Below are 22,682 nucleotides of genomic sequence, written 5' to 3' on the forward strand. Positions count from 1 at the left end.
CCGAGTGCCACTAGTATCGAACGTGCCGGGGACGGGGGTCAATGATGACCACGGATCGTGAGGAGATCACGCATGACCACCCCAGCCCCCAGCGCTCAGACGCCGCTCGCATCTCACCTCGACGAGCACCCCGAGCGCACCGACGCCACGACCGCGCCTGTCGAATCCGATGCGCTCCTTGAAGACGTGTCGATCGACGGCATGTGCGGCGTGTACTAGGCCGAACCGTGGACGTGGATCGGGCGTGGCGCGTGCACGCGCAGGTCGCCGTTCGCCCGGAAACCTTCGGTGCGCTGCTCTATCACTTCGGCACACGGCGGCTCTCGTTCGTGAAGGACCCGGTGCTCGCCGCGGTGGTGCAAGGACTTGATGACGCGGCGAGCCCGCTCGCTGCGTGCACCGCGGCGGGTGTGCCACCCGCCGACATCGACCGTTATCTCGCGGCGCTGCGCACCCTCGCCGACACCCGCATGATCGAGGAGCGTGACGCATGAGTATGACGCAGGCCCGCCCGGCACCGCAGCCGACCGCCGCCGCCGTGGCGGGGGCACCGCGGCTGGTCGACCATTTCGAGCGCGGTCTCGCCGCGCCGATCTGCCTGACCTGGGAATTGACCTACGCCTGCAATCTCTCGTGTATTCACTGCCTGTCGGCGTCGGGGCGGCGCGATCCCCGGGAGTTGAGCACCGAAGAATGCTTCGCGGTCATCGACGAACTCGAGCGCATGCAGGTGTTCTACGTGAACATCGGCGGTGGCGAGCCGACGGTGCGATCGGACTTCTGGGAGATCGTCGACTACGCGACGGAACACCACATCGGGGTGAAGTTCTCCACGAACGGCGTGAAGATCACCCCGGAACGTGCGGCACAACTGGCCGCTAACGAGTACGTCGACGTGCAGGTGTCCCTGGACGGTGCCACCGCGGAGGTCAACGATGCGATCCGGGGCGGGCGATCGTACGACATCGCGCTTCGCGCACTCGAGAACCTCGCGAACGCCGGCATGCGCAACGTCAAGCTCTCGGTCGTGTGCACGCGCACGAACATCCCGCAGTTGGACGAGTTCAAGGCACTCGCGGATCGCTACGGGGCCCAGCTGCGCTTGACCAGGCTCCGGCCTTCGGGCCGAGCCGCCGACATTTGGGAAGATCTGCACCCCACGGCCGAGCAACAGCGGGAACTGTACGAGTGGCTGCGCGCCCACGGAGAGCACGTCCTCACGGGCGATTCGTTCTTCCACCTTTCCGCGTACGGGGAGTCCCTGCCCGGATTGAACCTGTGCGGGGCCGGGAGAGTGGTGTGCCTGATCGACCCAATCGGCGAGGTCTACGCCTGCCCGTTCGCAATCCACGAGGAATTCTTGGCGGGAAACGTCCGGGATCCGGGCGGCTTTGCGGGGGTGTGGCGCGAGTCCGAGTTGTTCCAGCGGCTGCGCGCTCCCCAGTCCGGCGGCGCGTGCGTGTCCTGCGCATTCTTTGATACGTGCAAGGGCGGCTGCATGGCGGCGAAGTTCTTCACCGGCCTGCCGCTCGACGGCCCCGACCCGGAGTGCGTGCAGGGCTTCGGTGAGGAGCTCCTCGCCGCGCGCGGCGGCTCCGCGCGGCGAGCTCCGCGGGAGGACCATTCGCACCGCACGGCTCCGCGCCGAGCGGGACTGGGGCCGGTCCGGCTGACGCTTGCGAAGCGCGGCGATGCGACCATGCCGCCGGTGACCGCCTGTGCGGCGGACCCGCTTGCGGGGTTCGTCCCCGATCGCACCGCCCGCCCCCAAGACGCAGACTCCGCGGATGACGCACCGCGGTGACGATGAGAGGAGTCGAAGACCCATGACTGGAAGAGTGGCGGGCAAGGTTGCCTTTGTGACGGGGGCCGCGCGTGGCCAGGGGCGGGCACACGCCGTGCGCCTCGCCGAGGAGGGCGCTGACATCGTCGCGATCGATATCGATGCGCAGGTGCCCGGCGTTCCCTATCCGACCGCGAGCGCGGCGGATCTGGAGGAGACGGTCCGGCAGGTCGAGGCGCTCGGTCAGCGCATTGTCGCGGAGACCTGTGATGTGCGTGACTTCCCGGGCCTCCGCCGTGTGGTGACCGACTCAGCCTCGGCACTGGGTGGCCTGGACATCGTGGCAGCGAACGCCGGTGTCGATGTGGTCGGCCCCTGGCACGGGATGACCCCGGAGATCATGCGCACCATCATCGACATCGACCTCATCGGGGTCTGGAACACGGTGATGGCCGCGCTGCCACCGATGCTCGACGCGGGCGATGGGGGGTCCATCATCCTCACGAGTTCGGCGGCCGGCCTCAAAGCGTCGCCATGGAATGTGCCCTACAACACGGCGAAGTTCGGCGTCACCGGGATGGCAAAGTCCTTCGCGATGGAACTCGCAAAGGACGGTATTCGTGTCAACAGCGTGCACCCCGGTGCCGTCGATACGACGATGGCGGCGGGCTTCGGAGGCGACGCACCGAATCCATTCGCGGCTGAACAAGCCGAGAATCCGCTGCTGATGGGAATGTTCACCCAGTGGTTGCCCGGCAAGATGCCGCCCCGTGAGATTTCCAACGCCGTGTTGTATCTCGCTTCGGACGAGTCCGCCTGGGTGACCGGCCATGCGCTCGCCGTCGACGGGGGCGTCAGCCAGTACTGATGGCCGCGACCGCGCGACCACTGCGATGAAAGAGACAAGAGGAACACCATGGGAATGCTCGAAGGCCAAGTGGCGCTGATCACCGGAGGTGCCCGAGGCCAGGGCCGAGCGCACGCGACGACCTGCGCCCGAGAGGGCGCTGACGTGATCCTGATTGACTCCCTGCAGCAAATCGCGACCGTGGCGTATCCGATGGCCACGCAGGAGGACATGGCGGAGACGGTCCGGGCCGTGGAAGCGCTCGGACGTCGTGCACACGCCGTGACAGGCGACGTGCGGAATCAGGCCGACCTGGACCGCGCGGTCGCCGAGGGGATCGCCGCGTTCGGGCGACTCGACATTCTGATCGCGAACGCAGGGATCCACTCGCTATCCCCGGCACACGAGATGACCGAAGAGATGTGGGACGACATGATCGCGGTCAACCTCACCGGGGTGTGGAAGTCCATTCGGGCGGTACTGCCGCATATGATCCAGGCCGAACACGGATCCATCGTCATGACCTCGTCGATGAACGGCCTGGAACCCGGGCCAAATTATGCACACTATGTCTCCGCGAAGTTCGGCCTTGTGGGGCTCATGAAAGCCATCGCGCTCGAGTATGCGCCCCACGGGATCCGCGCGAACACGGTGCACCCGGGTGCCGTGCTGACCCCGATGACGAACTGGCAGGGGATGTGGGACATGATCGCCGGCAAGCCCGCTGGTGAGGGCACCGAGGAGGAGTTTCTCCGCGGCGGGTATTCGTTCCATGCGCTGCGCGGCGTCGGCTATCTCGAAGCGCAGCGGATTGCGGACGCCGCGCTGTGGCTGAACTCGGACCTCGCGGCGCGGGTGACCGGGATCACCGTACCGGTCGACGCGGGACACCTCCTGCAGCCCGGGTACAACCCGGCCCCGGTGATCCCGGCCTAGCCGCGAGAGGAGTGCGTGACACGATGAGTGCCTTCTGGCCGTGGCGGAAGAACCCGTGGTTCGAAACTGTCCGAGAAGCACAGCGTCGGGCGCGAAAGTTCTTGCCGCCATCCGTGTACGCCGCGTTAGTCGCGGGGAGCGAACGGGGGCAGACACCGCGCGAAAACATGGACGCGTTTGCGCAGTTGCGGTTCGCGCCGCACGTTGCCGGGCACCACGCGGAACGCTCCCTGAGCACCACCGTGCTGGGCGTCCCGGTGTCGTTCCCCGTGCTCATCTCTCCGACCGGCGTGCAGGCGATCCGCCCGGAAGGCGAGGTCGCGATGGCGCGGGCCGCGGCGGCGCGGGGAACGATCATGGGGTTGAGTTCGTTCGCCTCGAAGCCGGTCGAAGACGTGCTCGCCGCGAATCCGAACACCTTCTTTCAAATGTATTGGACGGGCTCCCGGGAGTCCATGGTGCAACGGATGAACCGGGCGCGTGCCGCTGGAGCGAAAGCGCTCATCGCGACCACCGACTGGTCGTTTTCGGTCGGGCGAGACTGGGGGAGCCCCGAGATCCCCGAGCGCATGAGCCTGGCTGCGGTGATCAAGATGGCACCCGAGGGCGTGCGCCGGCCACGATGGACCACGACCTGGCTGCGATCCGGGCTGCCGGACCTCACCGCGCCCAACCTGCGCCCCCCGGACGGGGCATCGCCGACGTTCTTCGGGGCGTACGGCGAGTGGTCGCAGACTCCGCCCCCGAGCTGGGCCGATATCCAGTGGCTCCGCGAAGAGTGGGGTGGGAAATTCATGCTGAAGGGCATCACCCGAGTTGACGACGCCAAGCGGGCCGTGGACGTCGGCGTGGACGCGATCTCGGTCTCAAACCACGGCGGGAACAACCTCGACACGACGCCGGGCACCGTGCGCTGCCTCGGAGCCGTCGCCGAGGCCGTCGGCGATGACGTCGAGGTGCTCCTCGACGGCGGGGTGCGCCGCGGCGGTGACGTCGCGAAGGCGCTCGCCCTCGGTGCGCGCGCCGTGATGATCGGTCGTGCGTCGCTGTGGGGGCTTGGCGCGAATGGGCAGACGGGGGTCGAGAACGTCCTCGACCTCCTCCGGATGGGACTCGACTCCGCGGTGCTCGGGCTCGGGCACCGGTCGATCGCGGAGCTGAGTCGCTCCGATCTGCACATTCCCGAGGGCTTCGAAGTGGGACTCGGGTGAGTGCGCTCGGCAGGCACACCTGGGAGACGGTCCCCCGGGTGACGCTCATTATTCCCATCGGCTCGCTCGAGCAGCACGGGCCCCACCTGCCCCTGCACACCGATTCGGTGATCGCCGAGGCGGTCGCCGTGAGAGTCGCCGCCTCGTTCCCGTTCCCGGGCGATTCCCGTCCGGGCCGGTCCGCCCCGGACACCGGAACGGTCATTGTGGGCCCGGCCCTGCCCTACGGTGCGAGCGGCGAGCACCAGGATTTCCCGGGCACCGTGAGTATCGGAACCTCCGCGCTGGCGACGGTCTGCGTCGAGCTGGGCCGTTCGGCGCTCCACTGGGCACCTCGCGTATGCCTGCTGAACGGGCACGGCGGAAACGTGGCCGCGTTGGGGATCGCAGTTCGGGCGCTTCGGGCGGAAGGGCGTGATGTTGCCTGGGCCTCCTGCGCCGTGCGCGGGGAGGAACCGTCCGATCTGCACGCGGGCGATGCGGAGACCTCCGCGATGCAGGCCGTCCTGCCCGCGCAGGTACGCACCGACCGCATGACCCGCGGGCTGGTGCACCCGCCGGAGCGCTTGCTCCCGGAACTGCGCCGACACGGAGTGCGCGCGCTCGCCCCCTCGGGGGTGCTGGGGGATCCGCGGGAAGCCTCTCCGGCGACGGGAACGACGCTGCTGGAGCAGGCGACCGCGGAGGTGCGGGAGCGTATCGCCGCCTGGAATCCGCGCGCCGCCGACGGCATGCTCGAGCCGGGCCCCTCGGGCACCGAGTGACCCGGAGTCGCGAGTGACCCGGGGCACTGAGCGGGCGGTGCCGCGCACCGGGGCGGGCGAACCGGTGGAGTGGCTTGCGGAGGCGCGAGTGCGGCTCGCGCGCCGGACCCGGGTGACGGACGGCGGTCGCGTGCTGCGGGGCGGAACCCCGATGCGGGTCATGCGGCTCAGCGCGGCCGGCCGGCAGGTGCTTGCCGGGCGCACCGTCCGGACGGACTCGCCAACCGGGCGTGCCCTCGCGGGGCGACTGCTCGCCATCGACGCCGCGTATCCGGTGATGCCCGCCCAGCCCGTGCCGCGACTGTCAGAGCTGACCGTGGTGATCCCGGTTTTCGGGCGGGCAGAGGGCCTGGCTCGGGCGCTCGACAGCCTGCCGGCGGGGCTCGCGGGCCGCATTGTGGTGGACGACGGCACGGCCGACGCGGCGGACGCGACACGGCTTCGCGAGATCGCGCAGGCGCGCGGGGCAACGCTGATCCGGCGGCCGGTCAACGGTGGTCCGGGGGCGGCGCGAAACACGGGGCTCGCCGCCGTGCGGACCCGGTTCGTCGCGTTCGTCGACAGTGACGTGGTGCTCGAACCCGGGGCCCTGACCGCGCTCCTGCGCCACGCCGCGGATCCCGGGCTCGGGGTCGTCGCGCCCCGCGTGCGTGGGCTCGGCGATGCCGCGGGGAGCAGGACCTGGCTCGGCCGCTACGAAGCGAGCTCCTCGTCCCTCGATCTGGGGCCTGAGCCGGGGCTCGTCCGTCCCGGAGGGCACCTGGGGTGGCTCCCGGCCGCTTGCCTGCTCGCGCGGACCGAGGCGCTGGGGTCGGGCTTCGCACCGGAGCTTCGATTCGGGGAGGACGTGGACCTCGTCTGGCGGCTCGTCGACACAGGATGGCGCGCCCGCTACGACCCCAGCGTGATCGTGCGGCACGCGCATCGCACGCGCTTCGTCCCGTGGCTGGTCAGGAAGTTCAGGTACGGGACGAGCGCTCAGCCCCTCTCCCGCCGACACCCGGGCCGCGCCGCACCAGCCCGCTTCCCGCGGTGGGGTGTGCTGGTGCCGCTGTTCCTCCTGCTGGATCGCCGCTGGTCGCTGGCGTTCGGGGGCGGGCTGCTCGTGAGCGTGTTCGGGCGCCTGCGCTATCAGGTGCGCACGCTCCCTCGACCGACTCGCACCGCGGGTGTGCTCACGACGCTTTCGGTGGCTGCCGTGCTCAGGCAGTGGGCCGGGCTGCTCCTTCGGCACTGGTGGCCCGTGACGGCGCTGGGCGCGCTGGGGTCGCGGCGAATGCGGCGTGTGGCGCTCGCCGTCGCGCTCGGCGATGCGCTCCGTGCGTGGGGCCGCTCCGGCACCCGACTCGACCCGCTCCGGTTCGGGGTGGCGCGTCGCCTCGACGACCTGGCGTACGGCACGGGCGTGTGGTGGGGCGCCCTCCGTGCGGGGCAGTGCGGCAGCCTGCGCCCCGTCATTGTGCGTCGCGCCCGCGCGGGGGAATGACCGTGCGGCGGGCCACGTTATGGTGAGGGACCATCTCACCTCACAAAGGAGTGCCGCCATGACCCTCACCCCGCCCCGCCGGATCGGCCAGTCCGCCCTCGAAGTCGCCCCGCTCGCCCTCGGGGGCAACGTGTTCGGATGGACCGCGGACCGTGCGGAATCATTCGCCGTGCTCGATGCCTTCACCGCCGGCGGCGGCAACTTCGTCGACTCCGCCGACGGCTATTCGCACTGGGTGCCCGGCCACACCGGCGGGGAATCGGAGTCGATCATCGGCGAGTGGCTCACGGTGCGGGGCGCGCGGGACCGCGTGGTCATCGCGACCAAGGTCTCCACGCACCCGGACTTCCTGGGGCTTGCCGCAGCGAACGTGCGGGCGGCTGCGGACGCCTCGCTTGCGCGGCTCGGGTCGGATCACATCGACCTGTACTACGCGCACTACGACGATCCCGAGACGCCGCTCGAAGAGACGGTCGCCGCCTTCTCGGCGCTCGTCGACGCGGGGAAGATTCGTGCGATTGGCGTCTCGAACTACTCCGCTGAGCGGGTGGCCGAATGGGTGCGCATCGCCCGCTCCGGGGGCTTTCACCTGCCGGTGGCACTGCAGCCGCACTACAACCTCGTCGAACGGGAGTTCGAGACGAACGGGCTGCGTGCGGTCGCCGAGACCGAAGAGCTTGCCGTGTTCCCCTACTTCTCGCTCGCGAAAGGCTTCCTCACCGGGAAGTATCGGAGCGGCGCGGACGCCACGATTGCCGGGGCGAGTGCTCGTGCGGAGGGGGCCATCGCGTACCTGCACGAGCGCGGCCGGGCGGTGCTGACGGTCCTCGACGAGATCGCGCAGGATCGCGGTCTCGATGTCGCGACCGTCGCATTGGCCTGGCTGCAGGGGCAGCCGACGGTGACCGCGCCCTTGGCGAGCGCCCGGACCGTTGAGCAACTGGACGCGCTCCTCGCCACCCTCACCGTGGCGCTGAGCGCGGACGAGCTCGCGCGGCTCAGTGCGGCGTCTCGGCCAGCGTGAGTTCGAGCAGCTGCCGGAGCACCCCCAGGTCGACCGTGGTGAGACGGGTGAGGTAGAGGCACACCGTGCTGGAGCGATGCGGCCCGAGCTCAGCCAGGAGCTCGGGCCAGCGCTCGGCAAAATCGTTCACGAGATAGATCGTGTGCTGACGGGGGCCCGTGGCGAACGCGAGCACCGGGGCGCGGCCGCCGTGGCCCGACTCGTAGCGGTACTCGAACTCGCCAAAGCCAATGATCCGCCCGGCCCACACCACGGGCGGTGCGTCGATGAGCTCGGAGAACAGCGCGAGCAGTGTGTCCGCCTCGGCGCGGCGCGGGCCAGTCGCGCGATCCAGTGCCTCCTCAACAGGCATGTCGGACGGGGACATCGCGGGTGAAGACGCGGCCACGGCGGCCTCCTCGGCTGGGGGATTCGGGGCACCGGGCGGTGCGTGTCCCCATCCTATGCGGCTGAGCGGCCCGCGTCTCCTGCGAGAATGGAACCGTGAATGAGACGCCCGCAGCCCCGCACCCGGAACGCACCACCGCGGGGGTCGGCCCCTGGCCCGGTGGGCGTGACGCGTGGCCCGAGGATGAACGTTACGATCCCGAACTCCTCGAACACGGGGACAGCCGCAACGTGATCGATCGGTACCGCTACTGGCGCATGCCCGCGATTGTGGCCGATCTCGACGAGCACCGGCACCGTTTCCACGTGGCGATCGAGAACTGGCAGCACGACATGAACATCGGCTCGATCGTGCGCAGCGCCAACGCGTTTGCCGCGGACACGGTGCACATCGTGGGCCGTCGCCGCTGGAACAAGCGGGGCGCGATGGTGACGGATCGCTACCAGCACGTCGAGCACCGGGAGGACGTGGCCGCGCTCGTGGCCTGGGCTGCCGCCGAGGGGATCCCGATCATCGCGATCGACAATGTGCCGGGCTGCGTGCCGATGGAGACCTTCGAGTGGCCGGAACGCTGCGTGATGCTCTTCGGGCAGGAGGGGCCGGGCCTGAGCGCCGAGGCGATCGCCGCCTCCGAGGCGGTCGTGGAGATCACGCAGTACGGTTCGACGCGCTCGATCAACGCCTCGGCCGCGGCGGCGGTCACCATGTTCAGCTGGGTGCAGCAGCACTCGCCGCTCGTGCCGCGCTAGTCCGTGCCCGCACCGCTGCTCACGCAGCGCGCGTCCATGGGTGAGTTTCCGGGCCTTCAGCGCGGCCAAGCCCCGAAAACTCACTCATGGATGCCCGCGACGGCGCGGTGAGCGGGCACGTCGGGATCTCTCGCCGCTCGTGCCCCGCGAGTCCCCCCCGCCGCGGCTAGTTCACGTCCGCGCGCCAGCGCGTCAGCCAGCCGAGGAACACCGTCACCACCGCGTACGCGATGAGCACGGCGAGCCCGCCCCAGATGCCGAGCGGCTGCGCCGATTCGGGCATCGTCGGGTCCACGGCCGACATGCTGTTCATGACGCTGGCACCGACGAAGGAGTCGCTCGCCGCCCCGGGGAGGAACTTCGCGAGCTGCGCGCTCCAGTCCCAGAACCCCGCCGCCATGCGCAAGACGGGCTCCACGAACTGGGTGAAGACGAGGGTGAGCACGATCGCGAAGGCCTGGTTGCGCACGAGCAACCCGACGCCGAATCCGATCACCGCCCAGATCGCGATCGCGCCGAGGATCCGCGCGATGAGCGCCCAGATCGCAGGTTCCGCGAGCGCCGCGTCCCCGCCCGTGGCCGCGAAGACCGCGCCGCCGGCGGCGACGGCACCGAGCACCCCGGCGAGTCCGAGGACGAGCCCCATCAGCAGCAGCACGATCACCTTGCCGCTGAGTACCACGCCCCGGCGCGGTTCGAGGGTGAAGGTGAGCGCGAGCGTGCGGTGGCGCAGCTCGCCGGTCGCCATGAGCGCGCCGAACAGGAGCGGGATCACATAGCCGAACGTCGACACGGAGGAGTAGACGAGCTCCGCGGCCTCCCGTGCGGGGAGCGCCACGCCGCCCATGTCGGCGGCGAGCGTGCCGAACATGAACGCGAACACGGCGGCCATCATCGCGGAATACGCCGCGAGGACGATCGCGAGGATCCACCACAGCTTGGTGGAGCGGACCTTCCGCCACTCGGCGGAGATACTGCGACTCAAGCGGCTCATGCGTGGGCTCCCTCGTGCGGTGTCTGCGCGGTGGGCGGCTCGGGCGGTGCTCCGGCGCTCGCGCCGTGTGCGTTGCCGTCAATGAGGTCCAAGAAGCTCTGTTCGAGCTGCCCGGCCTCGATGCTGAGGTGGCTGAGCGGGATCGCGGAGTCGAGCGCGACCCGTCCCACGGCCGCGGGGTCGAGGCCCGTGACGCGCATGGTGTCGCCGCGCGTGCCGCGAACTTGCGCTCCGGCGGCCTCCAGCGCGCGGCCGAGGCCGGCCTGATCGCTGGCCGAGACGAGCACGGTCTCTTCGCCGGCACCGCGCTGCAGCTGGTCGAGCGTGCCCGCGAAGGCGAGTTCGCCGCGCCGGATCACCACGACATCGTCCACTGATTGCTGCACCTCGCTCAGGAGGTGCGAGGACAGCAGGACGGTCTTGCCGCTGCTTGCGAGATGACGCAGCAGGACCCGGATCCAGCGGATGCCCTCGGGGTCGAGCCCGTTGATGGGCTCGTCGAGCAGGATCACGTCGGGATCGCCCAGCAGGGCCGTTCCGAGGGCGAGCCGTTGGCGCATGCCGAGCGAGTAGCCGCCAGTTTTGCGGTCCGCGGCGTCGCTGAGGCCCACGAGCTCCAGCACTTCAGCGCAGCGCTCCTCGGGAACCCCGATAGCTCGGCGCGCGATATCGAGGTGCGCCCGGCCGGTGTGTGCGGGGTGGAAGTCCGCGGAGAGCGATGCCCCGACGGTGAGCGCGGGGCGTTCGAGTTCCGCGTACGGCACCCCGCCGATGGTGGCGGTGCCGCTATCCGGTCGCACGAGTCCGAGGATCATCGCGAGGGTGGTGGTCTTGCCGGAGCCGTTCGGGCCGAGGAACCCGGTGACGCGACCGGGTTCGGCGGTGAATGTGACGCCGTTCACTGCGCGCACGGAGCCAAAGGTCTTGGTGAGGCCCGTAACGCTGACGGGGTGGTGCATTGGCCGTCCCTTCGCGTGGATCGTGCAGGTGCTTCCATGCTAGCGAAGCCCCCACGCCCCGGATAGGCCGGGGCGTGGGGGCCGTGCGCACCCAGGGGCTGGTCGCTGCGTTAGTGGCCGCCGCCCGTGTACGGCCCGGTCACCGCGAGGCGCTCGAGGTGCGCGGCGAGCGCAAAGCGCGGATCCACGTACGCGTCTTCGCCCGCGACGAGCTGCGCGGCCCACTCGCCCACCTTCGGGGCGAACTTGAAGCCGTGGCCCGACAATCCGGTCAACGTCACGATCCGGCCGCTCGCGCTGCGGTCGATCACGGGGAGGCGGTCCGGCGTGTACGCGCAGTGGTGCACGCTTTCCCGGACGGGCTCGGGGTTGATCCCCTCGAACAGCTCGGCGGCGCGCTGCCCGATCCGGATCAGCTCCTCGCGCGTGTGGTGGGTGGGCACCTCCGACACGTCACGGAACACCGGCCATTCGGGGTTCGTGCAGGCCTTGAACGCGTAGCCGTCCAGGCTCGGGGCCCCGAAGAAGTGCACGGATCCGGCGTCGCGGAGGAACACGGGGAAGCGCTCGGGCACGAAGAGCTCGGGACGCTTCGGCATGAACCAGGTGAGGCCGAGCACCTGCAGGCGCAGCAGATCGTCGAGTTCGGGCGAGAGCCGCGTGGACCAGGATCCCGATGCCACCACGACGGTGCGGGCCAGCCAGGCACCCTGCGTGGTGCGCACCACGACGCCGTTCGGGCGCTCCTCGATGTCGATCACGGGGGTGTTGAAGTGCAACTGTGCCCCGTTCGCCTCGGCGAGATCCAGCGCGCTCATGATCGCGACCTCGGGGCGCAGGCCGCCGCCGTGCGCGTCGAGGAGCCCGACATCGCCGTCCTGCACGCGGTGCTGCGGGAACTCGGCGCGCAGTTCCTCGGTGCTGAGCATCCGGTGCTCCAGGTTGAACTCGCGCACGGTGCCCTGCGCGGTCACGAGATCGGGGAAGCCCTCCGGTGCGATGCTCAGGGCGCCCACCTCGACGTAGATGTCGCGTCCCGACTCGCGCTCAAGTTCGCGCCACAGTTCGCGGGAGCGCTGGATCATGGGCACATACGTGCCGCCCTCGTGCACGGCGGTGCGGAACACGCGGGACTCGCCGGCGTAGGAGCCGTGCGCGTGCACGCGGCCGAACTGCTCGATCCCGACGACCGACAGGCCCTCGCGCTTGCTGAGCTGCCAGAGCGCCATCGCGCCGACGGCACCGGCACCAATGACCACCACGTCGGTCTGCTGTAGATCCATGTTGTCCTCTTCTTCTCGGATGTGGTGCCGGATCGCGGGATCCGGCGGAGCGTTGCGTGTGGGGCCGGGGCCCGCACGGTTAGGCGAGCGCGGGGGTCTCCCACAGGTTGAGCTTCGTGCCGATCCCGTCGCGCACCGCGTTGCGGTACACCTGGGTGGCCCAGGCCACGTCCTCGACGGGCATCCCGCCGACGGAGTAGATGAACACCTCGTCCTCGTGCTGGCGGCCCGGGGTCTTGCCCTGGATGATCTCGCCGATGTCCTCGAACTGCTCGGGGGTCATACGGCCGTCGCGCACGCGGTCCACGAGGTGCATGCCCCAGATCCCCACGGTTTCGTGCGCGGGGGCGGGCAGCTCCTCGGCCCATGCCTCGTAGATGCGGCGGGCATCCGCGACGTGGCGGGAGCGCAAGGTGAGGGACTCGTCGAGGGCGAGGTGCGCGGAGCAGCAGATGAATGCGCCGGGCTTCACCCACTCGTCGGCGATATGCGGGTAGTGCTCGGAACCCGATTCGCTGGGGACCGCGACGCTGACGATGTCCGAATCGCGCACGGCGGCCTCCATGTCGGCGACCTGCGTGATCGTGGTGATCTGCGGGAAGCGTTCCTGGGCCCACGCGATGAACGTGTCGACGCTTGCCTGCCCGCGGCCGGCCACCTTGACCGTGTCGATGCCGGGCCGCACCGCGAGGAAGGACTCGAGCGAGGTGCGGTTCATGGGGCCGGGGCCCACGATGCCGACGACGCGGGCGTCCTCGCGGGCGAGGTAGCGGGCACCGACGCCCGGGATCGCGCCGGTGCGGTAGGCGCTGAGCAGGTTCGCGGACATGATCGCGAGTGGGGCCCCGGTGTCCTTGTCGTTGAGGGTGAACATCAGGATCGAGCGGGGGAGGCCGCGCTGCTTGTTTTCGACGTTCGAGCCGTACCACTTGCACCCGGCCATCTGGTAGTCGCCGCCGAGGTACGCGGGCATCGCCATGAAGCGGCGGTCGGGGCCGTCGGTCGGCATGCCCGGGAACGTTGCTTCCGCCGGGAAGTAGATCTGTGCGCCGTGCGAGTTGTTCTCGGTCCCGGCCATGCGGTAGTCGCCGGCGGCGAACAGCGCGAGCATGTCGGTCATGGTGTCCACGCAGGCGGCCATGTCGGTCACGCCGGCCCGGATCATGTCGGGCTCGCTGAGGTAGAGGAAGTCGATCTGTGTGTCGGTCACGGCGGTGTGTCTCTTTCAATTGGCGGCCGGGCAGCTGCGCCCGACGCGGGCCCGGCAGTGGGCGCCGCGAGTAGCGCCAGCCTAAAACTATCCATTTGGATAGTCAAGGACGCCCGGGCGCCGTGCGCTCGGATCACAGGCGTGTGCGCTGACTTCGCACACGCGCAGCCGCGACCCCCGCACCCTCGGAGATCCTGCACCCAGGCCCAGTTTCCGGGAGAACATCTCCTCGGATTTCGTGAATCTCCGACGGTCTGAGACTCGTGCGCAATGGCTGGGCCACGCGGTCCCGGAGCTATGTCGCGGACACGCGTTAGTGCGCCGGTACCGCGGCGGCGACCAGCGCCCGCATCCGGCGCACCGCCGGTGCGACGTCCTCCGCGAGCACGAGCTGCTTGAACACGATCCCGTCGAGCGTGAACCAGATCAGCTCCGTGAGTTCCGGATCGTCGACGCCGAGCTTTTCGAGTTGGCCCGCGATCGCGTCGCGGTAGGAGCGATAGTGCAGTTCGGCGAGGGGACGCAGCTCGGCGCGCCGGCGGGACTCGAGCAGCAGCTCGTACTGGAACGACTGAATGCTGGCCTCGCGTTCGGCGAGCGACTCGATCCCGCCCGCGAACTCCTCCGGCGTCAGCGCCTCGGAGAGCATGTTGGAATCGCGCAGGCTCGTGTGGATCGCGTACTCCATCGCCTCCGCGATGAGCTGATCCCGCGTGCCGAAGTGGTGCCGGACGAGCCCGTGGGACACGCCCGCCTCGGCGGCCACGGCGCGGTAGGTGAGCGCCCGGAGCCCGCCGTTCGCGACGACGACAACGGTGGCTCGCAGCAGCGCTGAGCGCCCGGACACGTCCTTCATGTGTTCGAGGGTACGCGACGGCGTGGCCCCCGCGCACGACGATTCCGGCGGGCGAGCGTCGGGGCTTCCGCCCATCGCGCACCACGATGTCCGATTTCCGCGCGCGGATGTCGGATCCGACCACGACAATAGAACCGTGACTCCCCCCGATGCCGTCCTCCCGATCGACCGCGACGCGTGCTACCGCGCTATCGCGGGTCGTGACGCCCGCTGGGACGGACGCGTCTACCTCGGGGTGACGAGCACCGGCATTTACTGTCGGCCCTCGTGCCCGGCGCGCAAGCCGAAGCCCGAGAACTGCCGCTTCTTCGCGACGGCCGCCGCGTGTGTGGCCGCGGGATTCCGAGCGTGCAAGCGATGCCGGCCGGACGCGGTGCCCGGCACCCGCGACTGGGATGTTCGAGGCGACCTCGTGGCGCGGGCCGTGCGACGGATCCGCGACGGCGCGATCGACACGGTCGGCGTCGCGGGCCTCGCCGGCGAACTCGCGGTGAGCGAGCGACACCTGCGGCGCCTGCTCCTCGACGGGGTCGGGGCGACTCCGCTGCAGCTGGCGCGCACGCGACGCGCCCACGCCGCCCGGGCGCTGATCGAGCAAACGGCGCTGCCGCTCACGGACGTCGCCTTCGCCGCGGGCTTCGGAAGCGTGCGGCAGTTCGGCGACACGATGCGCGAGGAATTCGGGGTCGCCCCCTCGGAACTCGCGCGTCGGGCGGCGGGCGCTGGCGGCTCCGCTGGGGCGGGCCGGGCTGGCGGCGGCGCTGGCGGTGTCGTCGGTAGCGATGGGGCCGACGGCCCCGTGTCTGACGAGCGGCCGCGGCTCGCCCTGCGGCTGCGCACGCGCGCCCCGTTCGACCCCGCGGCGACCCGCGCCTTCCTCGTCGCGCACGCCATCCCGGGTCGGGACGCCGCGGGCCCGGGCGCGGCAACCGCGCACGCCGTCGACGTGCCCGGCGGCACCGCGGCGGTGCGCATCGACTGGGACGCGGTGCCCGAGGTGGCACGGCAGGCGGGCGTTTCGGCGGTGGACGTCCCGGTCGTGTTGACGCTGCCGACCCTCGCCGACACGCTGCCCGCGATCCACGCGGTGCGCCGCATGCTCGACCTCGATGCCGACCCCGGGCAGATCGCGGCGGCCCTCGGCGACCACCCCGTGCTCGCCCCGCTCGTGGCGTACCGACCCGGACTGCGGCTCCCGGCCGCGCGGGATCCGCACGAGTTCGCGCTCGCCACGGTGCTCGGCCAACAGGTGTCGCTGGCCGCCGCGCGCACCCTGCAGGGCCGCCTCGTCGCCGCATTCGCGCGGCTGCCCGACAGTGCCGCCACTGGTGCCCCCGCCGGGCTTTCTGACGGGACTCCTGATGCTGTCTCCGCCGGTGGCGTCGCGGCGGGATTCCTGCCCCGCGTCGATGTTCGCCGCATCGCGGGCTGCACGGCAGCCGAGCTGCAGTCACGGCTGCGGATCACGGGGGCGCGGGCCGAGACGCTGCGTGCGCTCGCGGTCGCGCTCGCCGCGGGGCTCGACCTCGGCCCCGGCGCGGATCGCGCCCGAGCGCGCGCCGAACTTGGCGCGATCCGCGGCATCGGCCCGTGGACGGTGGAGCTTGTCGCGATGCGGGCGCTCGGTGACCCGGACGCCTACCCCGCGGGTGATCTGATCCTGCGCCGCGCGCTCGGGGTGGACAAGCCGCGCGATGCCGAGCGCCTCGCCGAACCCTGGCGGCCGTTCCGCGGCTACGCCACCCAACACCTCTGGGCCGACTTCCTCGCGGCGGCCGCACGAAAGGACACCCCGTGAATTCCGTACCCCGCAGCGATGCGTCCGCGCCGCTCGCACACGTCACCGTCGACATCGTCGGTCACCCGTTCCGCGCGATCTGGACGCCGGAGGACGGCGCGCTGCGCGCGGGCGGCTTCGCGACGCCGGAGGATCCCGAAGCGCACAGCCTCCTCACCCGACTCGCGGCGCTCGACCCGGCGCGTGCCGGGCGCGGGCTCGCACCGGCCGAGACGGCGACGGGGCAGATTCCCGAGGCACTTCGCGCCTACGCGGGGGGAGAGCTGGCCGCCGTGGACGCGCTCCCGGTCGCGCAGCCCGAGACGCCGTTCCGGGGCGAGGTGTGGCGCGCGCTGCGGCAGGTGGCCGCCGGCCGGGCGGTCACGTACACGGAACTCGCGGCGCGCGCCGGGCGCCCGAGCGCCGTGCGCGCCGCGGCCTCCGGCTGCGCGAATAACCTGGTCGCGCTGGTGGTGCCGTGCCACCGAATCGTGCGCACCGACGGCGGTCTGGGCGGGTACCTGTTCGGGGTCGAGATCAAGGAGCGTCTGCTGCAGCACGAGGGGGCGTTGCTCGGCTGATCACGGACCGGTCCGTGCGCGGCTCGTGCGGGGAAACCTCACCTTTCACCCGCTACGGTTGAACGCATGTCACCCCGCGCCCTGTTTCGCACTTTCGCATTCGCTGAACTCGTCACCTGGGCGGGGCTGATCACCGCACTGATCCTGCGCGGAACCGGGGTCACGGACGCACTCGTGCGCCCCGCCGGCGGGGTCCACGGCTTCGTGTTCCTGGCCTACGTGGTGATCACCGTGTTCGTGTGGGTCAACCAGCGCTGGAGTGCCGGCGCGGGCATGCTCGGGCTCGTCTCGGCCGTCATCCCGTTCGCCACGCTCCCGTACGAGCTCGTGATGGACCGCAAGGGCAAACTGCAGGGCGTCTGGCGGCTCGCCCCCGGGCGCGACGAACCCCGGGGGTTCGTGGAGCACGTGCAGGCCTGGGTGCTGCGGCACCCGTTCCTCGCGATCCTGATCCTCCTGCTCGGCGTCACCGCCGCGTTCTCGCTGCTGCTCTGGATGGGCCCGCCCGTCCCCCGCGCGTAACCCGACCGCGTTCACCCTCGCAGGCCCTGCCTGCCCGCCTGGCTCCCCTCCCAGCCTCCACCCCGCCGAAACCTCACTCTGGCACCGCATGGCGTCGAGATTCGGTGCCAGAGTGAGTTCTCGGCGCAGAGGGCGGGGGAGAAGGAGAGAGGGAAGCTCTCAGGCGGGCGCTGGAACGACAACACCCCCGGCCACTGGCCGGGGGTGTTGTGATCTGGAGGGATCGACGGGAATCGAACCCGCGTTCTCAGCTTGGGAAGCTGATGTCTTACCATTAGACGACGATCCCAGAGGGGCGTAACGCCGACCCAACTATAGCAGGGTCGGGGGCTCCGATTCACATCGTCCGCGCGTGTCCGGGCGGGGCCGCGCGGACGATGTGCACCGGGTTACTGGCAGATCGCCTTCTCGGCCACCGCGGCGGCCCGGTCCTCGGCGGTCCAGGGCATCTCGGGCGCGGCGCCGGCGGCCGCGGAGACGGCGGCAAGCTGCTGCGCGAGGCGCTTCACGAACTCGGCGCCCGCGCTCGAGTTGTTCAGGGACACCACGACCGAGTAGCCGGAGGCGGGATCGTGGTACGCGGCGGTCAGGGTGCCCGTCATGGATCCGGCGCGACCGTAGAGCGGGCCGATCTTCTCCATGCCGAAGGCCCACTGCCGTCCCGCGGTGTCAGGATCCTCGGTGGGTTCGCCGTTCTCGTCGCGTGCGGGGTTCTTCGTGGGCTGGAACTCCGTGGTGATCGCGCCCGCCTCGCCGCCGAACCCGCCGTCCAGGTACTTCGCGTAGAAGTTACGCAGGTCGGTGACCGTCGTGACCGTGGCCCCCGCGCCGGCGAGCATGGACGGCGACACCTCGGCGACCTCGACCGGGCCGGCCTCGCACACGGGCGCGCCCCCGCTCATCGGGTAGCTGAGGCCCGTCATCGTCGCGCCGGCGACCGTCGTGGCCTGCATGCTGGGGTAGTACGTGGACCCCATCTTTGTCGGTTCGAAGACCGACTCGGCGAGGAGCTCGTCAATATCGCGGCCGGTCTCCACCTTTAGGACGCGAGCGAGCAGGATCGCGTTCGTGTCGGACTGGTGGAAGTCCTTGCCCGGCCACGACTTCGGGGAGTGCGCGAGGCCCTGAGCAATGAGCTCCTGCTCCGGCCACGGGCGGGTCGGGTTGTTCGCGAAGAGATCCCCGAACGGGCCCTTGAAATCCGCGATGCCGCTGCGATGGTCGCAGAGCTGGCGATACGTGATCCCCTCGATCCCGGACTGGCGGGTGAGATCTTCCGAGATTTCCCGGTCGAGCTCGACGCGGCCCTGGTCGACCAGGTCGAGCAGGAGCGCGCACATCACCGGCTGGGTGGCCTGCGCCCCGCGGATGCGGCTTGCGCCGCTGACGGACTCGGAGCCGTACCCGCGGACGTACTCGCCGCCGTCCGTGCTCCACACGCCGACCACGGCCTCAGTGGAACCGCTCAACGCCAACGCGGTTTCGATCGCGCCGTCGATGCCGGAGGCGAGGCCCTCGTCAACGGAATTCACATCGCCCGGCGCGGAGCCGAGCCCGCCGCTGGTGCAACCGGACAGACCCAGGGCCGCCACGGCGACCAGTCCGACGACCGCGGCGCGGACGCGATGAGCACGTTTCGGGATCACTCTCGACCGCCAATCTACGCGGGAAGCATATAGGACACAGAACAGGGCAAAGTCTACTGGGTGTCCGTCGTGACAACATTCAGGGAGGCAGAGTGAGGCTATCCTTACTAGACTGCTGCGGTGACGATCTTTTCAGATGACGTGGTGTCGGCAGTGACCGGGCACATGAACGGCGACCATACCGACGATAACCTCCTGATTGCGAAGGCTTTTGGGTATCCGGATGCAACGGGAAGCCGGATGGTCGGCGTGACCGGCGACGGTGGCGTGTGGACGGTCACGGACCCGGCGGGCGAGCACGAACTCGCAGTGTCGTGGCCCGGCGGCGCGATTTCTGAGCGCCCCGAGATCCGCCGACAGGTCGTCGAGCTGTACAAGGTTGCGTGCGACAAGCTGGGGGTGTCCGCGCGTGAAGAGCACGCGCCCGCTGCGGACGCCGACGCCCACGGACACGGGAACCACCACGGTGGCGGTCATCACGGTGGTGACCACCACGGCGGGCACCCGCACGGTGCCCCCACGGACACTGCGGACGGTGAGAAGCCGTTCTCGAGCGTGATCCGCGAGAGCTCCTGGGGCGACCACTCCGACAGCGAGGGTGCCACCTTCATGGAAGACATCATGCGCGGCGTGGGCACGAAGCAGGACTACATCGACCTCGTCGCCCAGCACTACTTCATGTACGAGGCACTTGAAGTGGCCGCCGAGCAGCTCAGCGCGGATCCGGTGCTCGCCGCGTTCCACCCCGCCGGCCTGATCCGCATGCCCGCGCTGGAGGCCGACCTTGCCTACCTGCTCGGTGACGACTGGAAGACCCAGATCACGCCGGTTCCGGCCACCGCAGCCTACGCGGAGCGGATCCGTGACATCGCGGCCGAGGGCTGGGTGCCCGGGATCGTGGCGCACCATTACACGCGCTACCTCGGGGACCTCTCCGGCGGCCAGATGATCGCGAAGCGCGTCGCGAAGCAGCACGGCTTCGATGGCGACGGGATCGGCTTCTACAACTTCGACGGACTCGGTCCGCTCGGGGCGTTCAAGAACGCGTACCGCGCCGAACTCGACGCACTGGGCGAGCGCCTGGATGACGCCGAGCAGCAGCGCATGCTCGAGGAGGTGCGCGCCGCGTACGGCTTCAACACGGCCGTGTTCGTGGATCTCGGGGCCGCGAAGGCGCAGAACGCGTAGCGCCCGCACACCGCACACAGCGCCGAGGGCGCGTCACGGATCACGCGATCCGCGACGCGCCCTCGGCGTTTCGCTCGGTCAGTCCGCGACCTCGCGGCCGCGCATGAACCGCACCACGTTGGGGTCCACGATCACGTCGCGCGGCTGGAGCGGCCGTTTGAGGAAGAGGCCGTCGAGCGAGCGGACGCGGCTCAGGGCGACGTAGGTTTGACCCGCACTGAACGCCCGGGGTCCGAGATCGATGACCGCGGCGTCGTAGGTGTGGCCCTGCGACTTGTGCACGGTGACGGCCCACGCGAGGCGCAGCGGGAACTGCTCGAACTCGGCAACCACCTCTTTCTCGAGCTTTTTCGTTTCCGCGTCGTAGCGGTATCGGTAGCGCTCCCACACGGTCGGCTCGACCTCGTACTCCTCGTCGTCGACCGCGACCCAGACGGTGCCGTCCACGCGCGAAACGGTGCCGATCGTGCCGTTCACCCAGCGACCGTCGGAGTCGTTGCGCAAGAACATGACCTGAGCCCCCGGCTTGAGTTCGAGGACCTCGTCGGCAGGGTAGGTGTTCTCACGGAACTCGCCGTTGACCTCGGCCACCGCGCGCACGGCGGTGCCGCCGATGCCGGCGAGGCGTTCGGCGTTGATGCGGTTCACGGTCGCGTTGGTGGTGGCCAGCGTGATGACATCGCGCGGCGCGGGGCGCGCACCCGCCCCGTTCAACTCGGCCGCCTGGTCGGCCTGGACGACGCCGTGACGCACAGCACCGAGAATCTGCTTGAAGCGGTCGTCACGCTGCCGGTGCACCTCGACGAGCTCGATGGTGCTGAGTTCGGTGGTCGCCCAGACGTTCGCGTCGAAGAACCACAGGGATCGATACGTGTCGGCGAAGTAGGCGCGCTCGTGCGGATCCCGCGGCGGGACCGGGGGCAGCTGGTAGGGGTCGCCGAACATGATGATCTGCGCGCCGCCGAAGGGGTCGTGCCGCTTGCCGCGGGCCTGGCGCAGGGAACGGTCGATCGCGTCCATCAGATCCGCCGACACCATCGAGATCTCGTCGATCACCAGCGTGTCGATCGAGGCGAGCATCTTCTTGAGTTCCGCGGGCTGGTCGAGCTCTTGGTCCGCGATCACCCCGGTGGGCAGCCGCAGCAGCGAGTGGATCGTCTGCCCGCCGACGTTGAGTGCGGCGACCCCCGTCGGGGCGCACACCGCGATGATCTTGCTCGTGTTCCACGCGAGGTGGTTCAGGATCGTTGACTTGCCGGTGCCCGCGCGGCCGGTGACGAAAATGTGTTCACGCGTGTGCTCGATCCGCTCGTAGACGGAGAGCTGTTCGGGTGAGAGCGGGGGCCGGGACACCTCACTAGGGTACTGTGCCCCGGCGGGCGCGGGGGCCGCGCTCGCCGGGGCGGTGTGGTGTTGCCGGAACGGAACCGTGATGCCTAGCCGGCCCTGCGCAGGAGCCGGGCCGCGAGGGCTGTGGCGCCGCCGAGGAGGGCGAGCGCGACGCCCGCGACGCCGGCCAGGGCGGGAGCGCCGGATCCGGTGACCGCGAGCTCCGCGGGTGCCTTCGCGCCCCCGCCAGGCGTGCCGCTCGGGCCGGCCTCGGCGGAGGGCATCGGCGACGCCGGCCCGGGTTCCGGCGCGGGCTCGGGCTGCGGCTCGGGCGTCGGCGCGGGCTCCGGTGCCGGTTCCGGCTGCGGTTCCGGCTCCGGCTCCGGCTCCGGTGCGACGGTCCCGGGTTCGGGGTGGGTGGTGGGGGTGTGGACGATGTCGACGTAGACGTCGGGCTGGGCGGCGTCGGGGACGATCCGGTAGGTGAACTCCTCGGTGGTGAGCACGGTGATGGGGACGACGCGGGTGAAGAGCACGGCGCCCGAGGCGTCCTTCGCGACGAGGGTGCGGGTGGTGCCGTCGGGGGAGACTTCCCAGTCGCCCTGCATTTTCGGGGTGTCGTCGAGGTTGTACATCGTGAAGGTGCCGTCGGTGTTGTAGTAGGCCCAGCCGACGAAGTTTGCGACGGCGGGGTCGTCGAGGGCGACGGGTGCGCCGTTCTGGTCGGTGGCGGCGGTGGTTTCCCACGCGGTCGAGGCGAGCAGCTGGGCGTAGTCCACGGTCCCGGGTTCGGGGTGGGTGGTGGGGGTGTGGACGATGTCGACGTAGACGTCGGGCTGGGCGGCGTCGGGGACGATCCGGTAGGTGAACTCCTCGGTGGTGAGCACGGTGATGGGGACGACGCGGGTGAAGAGCACGGCGCCCGCGGCGTCCTTTGCGACGAGGGTGCGGGTGGTGCCGTCGGGGGAGACTTCCCAGTCGCCCTGCATTTTCGGGGTGTCGTCGAGGTTGTACATCGTGAAGGTGCCGTCGGTGTTGTAGTAGGCCCAGCCGACGAAGTTTGCGACGGCGGGGTCGTCGAGGGCGACGGGTGCGCCGTTCTGGTCGGTGGCGGCGGTGGTTTCCCACGCGGTCGAGGCGAGCAGCTCC

23 protein-coding genes and 1 tRNA gene are annotated in these 22,682 nt (G+C 70.3%); 14 read left to right on the forward strand and 10 right to left on the reverse strand.

Going from position 1 to position 22,682, the window contains the following annotated elements; genetic code table 11:
• Window positions 1-72: 72 nt before the first annotated feature.
• Genes mftA through D3230_RS13380 form a run of 9 tightly spaced genes read left to right on the forward strand, consistent with a single transcriptional unit; the run spans window position 73 to window position 8,051 of the window.
• The gene (mftA, locus tag D3230_RS13340; RefSeq protein WP_202345539.1) at window positions 73-219 is read left to right on the forward strand and encodes a mycofactocin precursor MftA; all 147 of its coding nucleotides are present in this window, start codon (window positions 73-75) and stop codon (window positions 217-219) included.
• Between the two features lie 8 nt (window positions 220-227).
• Window positions 228-494 carry a mycofactocin biosynthesis chaperone MftB gene (gene mftB / locus D3230_RS13345; RefSeq protein ID WP_337249185.1) on the forward strand — a complete coding sequence of 89 codons (267 nt, stop codon included), beginning with the start codon at window positions 228-230 and terminating at the stop codon, window positions 492-494.
• Window positions 491-1,804 carry a mycofactocin radical SAM maturase gene (gene mftC, locus D3230_RS13350; RefSeq protein WP_237467558.1) on the forward strand — a complete coding sequence of 438 codons (1,314 nt, stop codon included), beginning with the start codon at window positions 491-493 and terminating at the stop codon, window positions 1,802-1,804. Before mftB ends, mftC begins: the two co-directional genes overlap by 4 nt.
• Window positions 1,805-1,826: 22 nt before the next feature.
• Window positions 1,827-2,651, forward strand: a complete 825-nt coding sequence (locus tag D3230_RS13355) for a mycofactocin-coupled SDR family oxidoreductase (protein ID WP_202345541.1) — start codon at window positions 1,827-1,829, stop codon at window positions 2,649-2,651.
• A gap of 48 nt (window positions 2,652-2,699) precedes the next feature.
• Window positions 2,700-3,566, forward strand: a complete 867-nt coding sequence (locus D3230_RS13360; RefSeq protein WP_202345542.1) for a mycofactocin-coupled SDR family oxidoreductase — start codon at window positions 2,700-2,702, stop codon at window positions 3,564-3,566.
• Window positions 3,567-3,589: 23 nt separating this feature from the next.
• Window positions 3,590-4,777: a pre-mycofactocin synthase MftD gene (gene mftD, locus D3230_RS13365; RefSeq protein ID WP_202345543.1), complete on the forward strand. Its 1,188-nt coding sequence runs from the start codon at window positions 3,590-3,592 to the stop codon at window positions 4,775-4,777.
• Window positions 4,774-5,541, forward strand: a complete 768-nt coding sequence (mftE, locus tag D3230_RS13370) for a mycofactocin biosynthesis peptidyl-dipeptidase MftE (RefSeq protein ID WP_337249186.1) — start codon at window positions 4,774-4,776, stop codon at window positions 5,539-5,541. Before mftD ends, mftE begins: the two co-directional genes overlap by 4 nt.
• Window positions 5,542-5,554: 13 nt before the next feature.
• Window positions 5,555-7,027 carry a mycofactocin biosynthesis glycosyltransferase MftF gene (gene mftF / locus D3230_RS13375; RefSeq protein WP_202345545.1) on the forward strand — a complete coding sequence of 491 codons (1,473 nt, stop codon included), beginning with the start codon at window positions 5,555-5,557 and terminating at the stop codon, window positions 7,025-7,027.
• Window positions 7,028-7,085: 58 nt separating this feature from the next.
• Entirely contained in the window at window positions 7,086-8,051 is a 966-nt protein-coding gene (locus D3230_RS13380; protein ID WP_202345546.1) for an aldo/keto reductase, read from the forward strand.
• On the opposite strand, the gene D3230_RS13385 is transcribed toward D3230_RS13380, so the two are convergent.
• Window positions 8,026-8,439 (reverse strand): DUF1801 domain-containing protein, encoded by a 414-nt coding sequence (locus D3230_RS13385; RefSeq protein ID WP_202345547.1) that lies wholly within the window; start codon window positions 8,437-8,439, stop codon window positions 8,026-8,028. The two genes, D3230_RS13380 and D3230_RS13385, sit on opposite strands and share 26 nt — an antisense overlap.
• 95 nt (window positions 8,440-8,534) lie before the next feature.
• Here D3230_RS13385 and D3230_RS13390 point away from each other — a divergent pair, with 95 nt between their 5' ends.
• Window positions 8,535-9,188, forward strand: coding sequence for a TrmH family RNA methyltransferase (locus D3230_RS13390; protein ID WP_202345548.1), 654 nt, complete (start codon window positions 8,535-8,537; stop codon window positions 9,186-9,188).
• Window positions 9,189-9,354: 166 nt separating this feature from the next.
• Here D3230_RS13390 and D3230_RS13395 read toward each other — a convergent pair whose 3' ends face one another.
• The 5 genes from D3230_RS13395 to D3230_RS13415 form a co-directional block, all read right to left on the reverse strand.
• Window positions 9,355-10,182: an ABC transporter permease gene (locus D3230_RS13395; RefSeq protein WP_202345549.1), complete on the reverse strand. Its 828-nt coding sequence runs from the start codon at window positions 10,180-10,182 to the stop codon at window positions 9,355-9,357.
• Entirely contained in the window at window positions 10,179-11,141 is a 963-nt protein-coding gene (locus tag D3230_RS13400; protein ID WP_202345550.1) for an ATP-binding cassette domain-containing protein, read from the reverse strand. Before D3230_RS13400 ends, D3230_RS13395 begins: the two co-directional genes overlap by 4 nt.
• 110 nt (window positions 11,142-11,251) lie before the next feature.
• Window positions 11,252-12,424, reverse strand: coding sequence for an N-methyl-L-tryptophan oxidase (gene solA, locus D3230_RS13405; RefSeq protein WP_202345551.1), 1,173 nt, complete (start codon window positions 12,422-12,424; stop codon window positions 11,252-11,254).
• Between the two features lie 79 nt (window positions 12,425-12,503).
• Window positions 12,504-13,634, reverse strand: coding sequence for an ornithine cyclodeaminase family protein (locus tag D3230_RS13410; protein ID WP_337249187.1), 1,131 nt, complete (start codon window positions 13,632-13,634; stop codon window positions 12,504-12,506).
• Window positions 13,635-13,947: 313 nt separating this feature from the next.
• Entirely contained in the window at window positions 13,948-14,490 is a 543-nt protein-coding gene (locus D3230_RS13415) for a TetR/AcrR family transcriptional regulator (RefSeq protein WP_202345552.1), read from the reverse strand.
• Window positions 14,491-14,626: 136 nt separating this feature from the next.
• Between D3230_RS13415 and D3230_RS13420 the strand changes: the two genes are divergently transcribed.
• The 3 genes from D3230_RS13420 (at window position 14,627) to D3230_RS13430 (ending at window position 17,370) form a co-directional block, all read left to right on the forward strand.
• Window positions 14,627-16,288 (forward strand): DNA-3-methyladenine glycosylase 2 family protein, encoded by a 1,662-nt coding sequence (locus D3230_RS13420; RefSeq protein WP_337249188.1) that lies wholly within the window; start codon window positions 14,627-14,629, stop codon window positions 16,286-16,288.
• Window positions 16,285-16,848 carry a methylated-DNA--[protein]-cysteine S-methyltransferase gene (locus tag D3230_RS16460; RefSeq protein ID WP_202345554.1) on the forward strand — a complete coding sequence of 188 codons (564 nt, stop codon included), beginning with the start codon at window positions 16,285-16,287 and terminating at the stop codon, window positions 16,846-16,848. Before D3230_RS13420 ends, D3230_RS16460 begins: the two co-directional genes overlap by 4 nt.
• A gap of 66 nt (window positions 16,849-16,914) precedes the next feature.
• Window positions 16,915-17,370, forward strand: a complete 456-nt coding sequence (locus D3230_RS13430; RefSeq protein ID WP_202345555.1) for a DUF3817 domain-containing protein — start codon at window positions 16,915-16,917, stop codon at window positions 17,368-17,370.
• A gap of 215 nt (window positions 17,371-17,585) precedes the next feature.
• On the opposite strand, the gene D3230_RS13435 is transcribed toward D3230_RS13430, so the two are convergent.
• Both D3230_RS13435 and D3230_RS13440 read right to left on the reverse strand, forming a co-directional pair.
• Window positions 17,586-17,659: transfer RNA gene (locus D3230_RS13435), tRNA-Gly, on the reverse strand.
• Window positions 17,660-17,759: 100 nt separating this feature from the next.
• On the reverse strand, window positions 17,760-19,016 hold the full coding sequence (locus D3230_RS13440) for a serine hydrolase (protein WP_202345556.1): 1,257 nt from the start codon (window positions 19,014-19,016) through the stop codon (window positions 17,760-17,762).
• A 120-nt stretch (window positions 19,017-19,136) separates the two neighbouring features.
• On the opposite strand from D3230_RS13440, the gene D3230_RS13445 reads away from it, so the two are divergent.
• Entirely contained in the window at window positions 19,137-20,204 is a 1,068-nt protein-coding gene (locus D3230_RS13445) for a biliverdin-producing heme oxygenase (protein ID WP_337249189.1), read from the forward strand.
• A 78-nt stretch (window positions 20,205-20,282) separates the two neighbouring features.
• Here D3230_RS13445 and D3230_RS13450 read toward each other — a convergent pair whose 3' ends face one another.
• On the reverse strand, window positions 20,283-21,557 hold the full coding sequence (locus D3230_RS13450; RefSeq protein ID WP_202345557.1) for an AAA family ATPase: 1,275 nt from the start codon (window positions 21,555-21,557) through the stop codon (window positions 20,283-20,285).
• Window positions 21,558-21,640: 83 nt separating this feature from the next.
• On the reverse strand, window positions 21,641-22,682 hold a 1,042-nt coding region (locus D3230_RS13455; protein ID WP_202345558.1), incomplete at its 5' end, for a DUF4822 domain-containing protein.

It is taken from the genome of Leucobacter chromiireducens subsp. solipictus (assembly GCF_016758195.1).
GTDB classification, from domain to species: Bacteria; Actinomycetota; Actinomycetes; order Actinomycetales; family Microbacteriaceae; genus Leucobacter; species Leucobacter solipictus.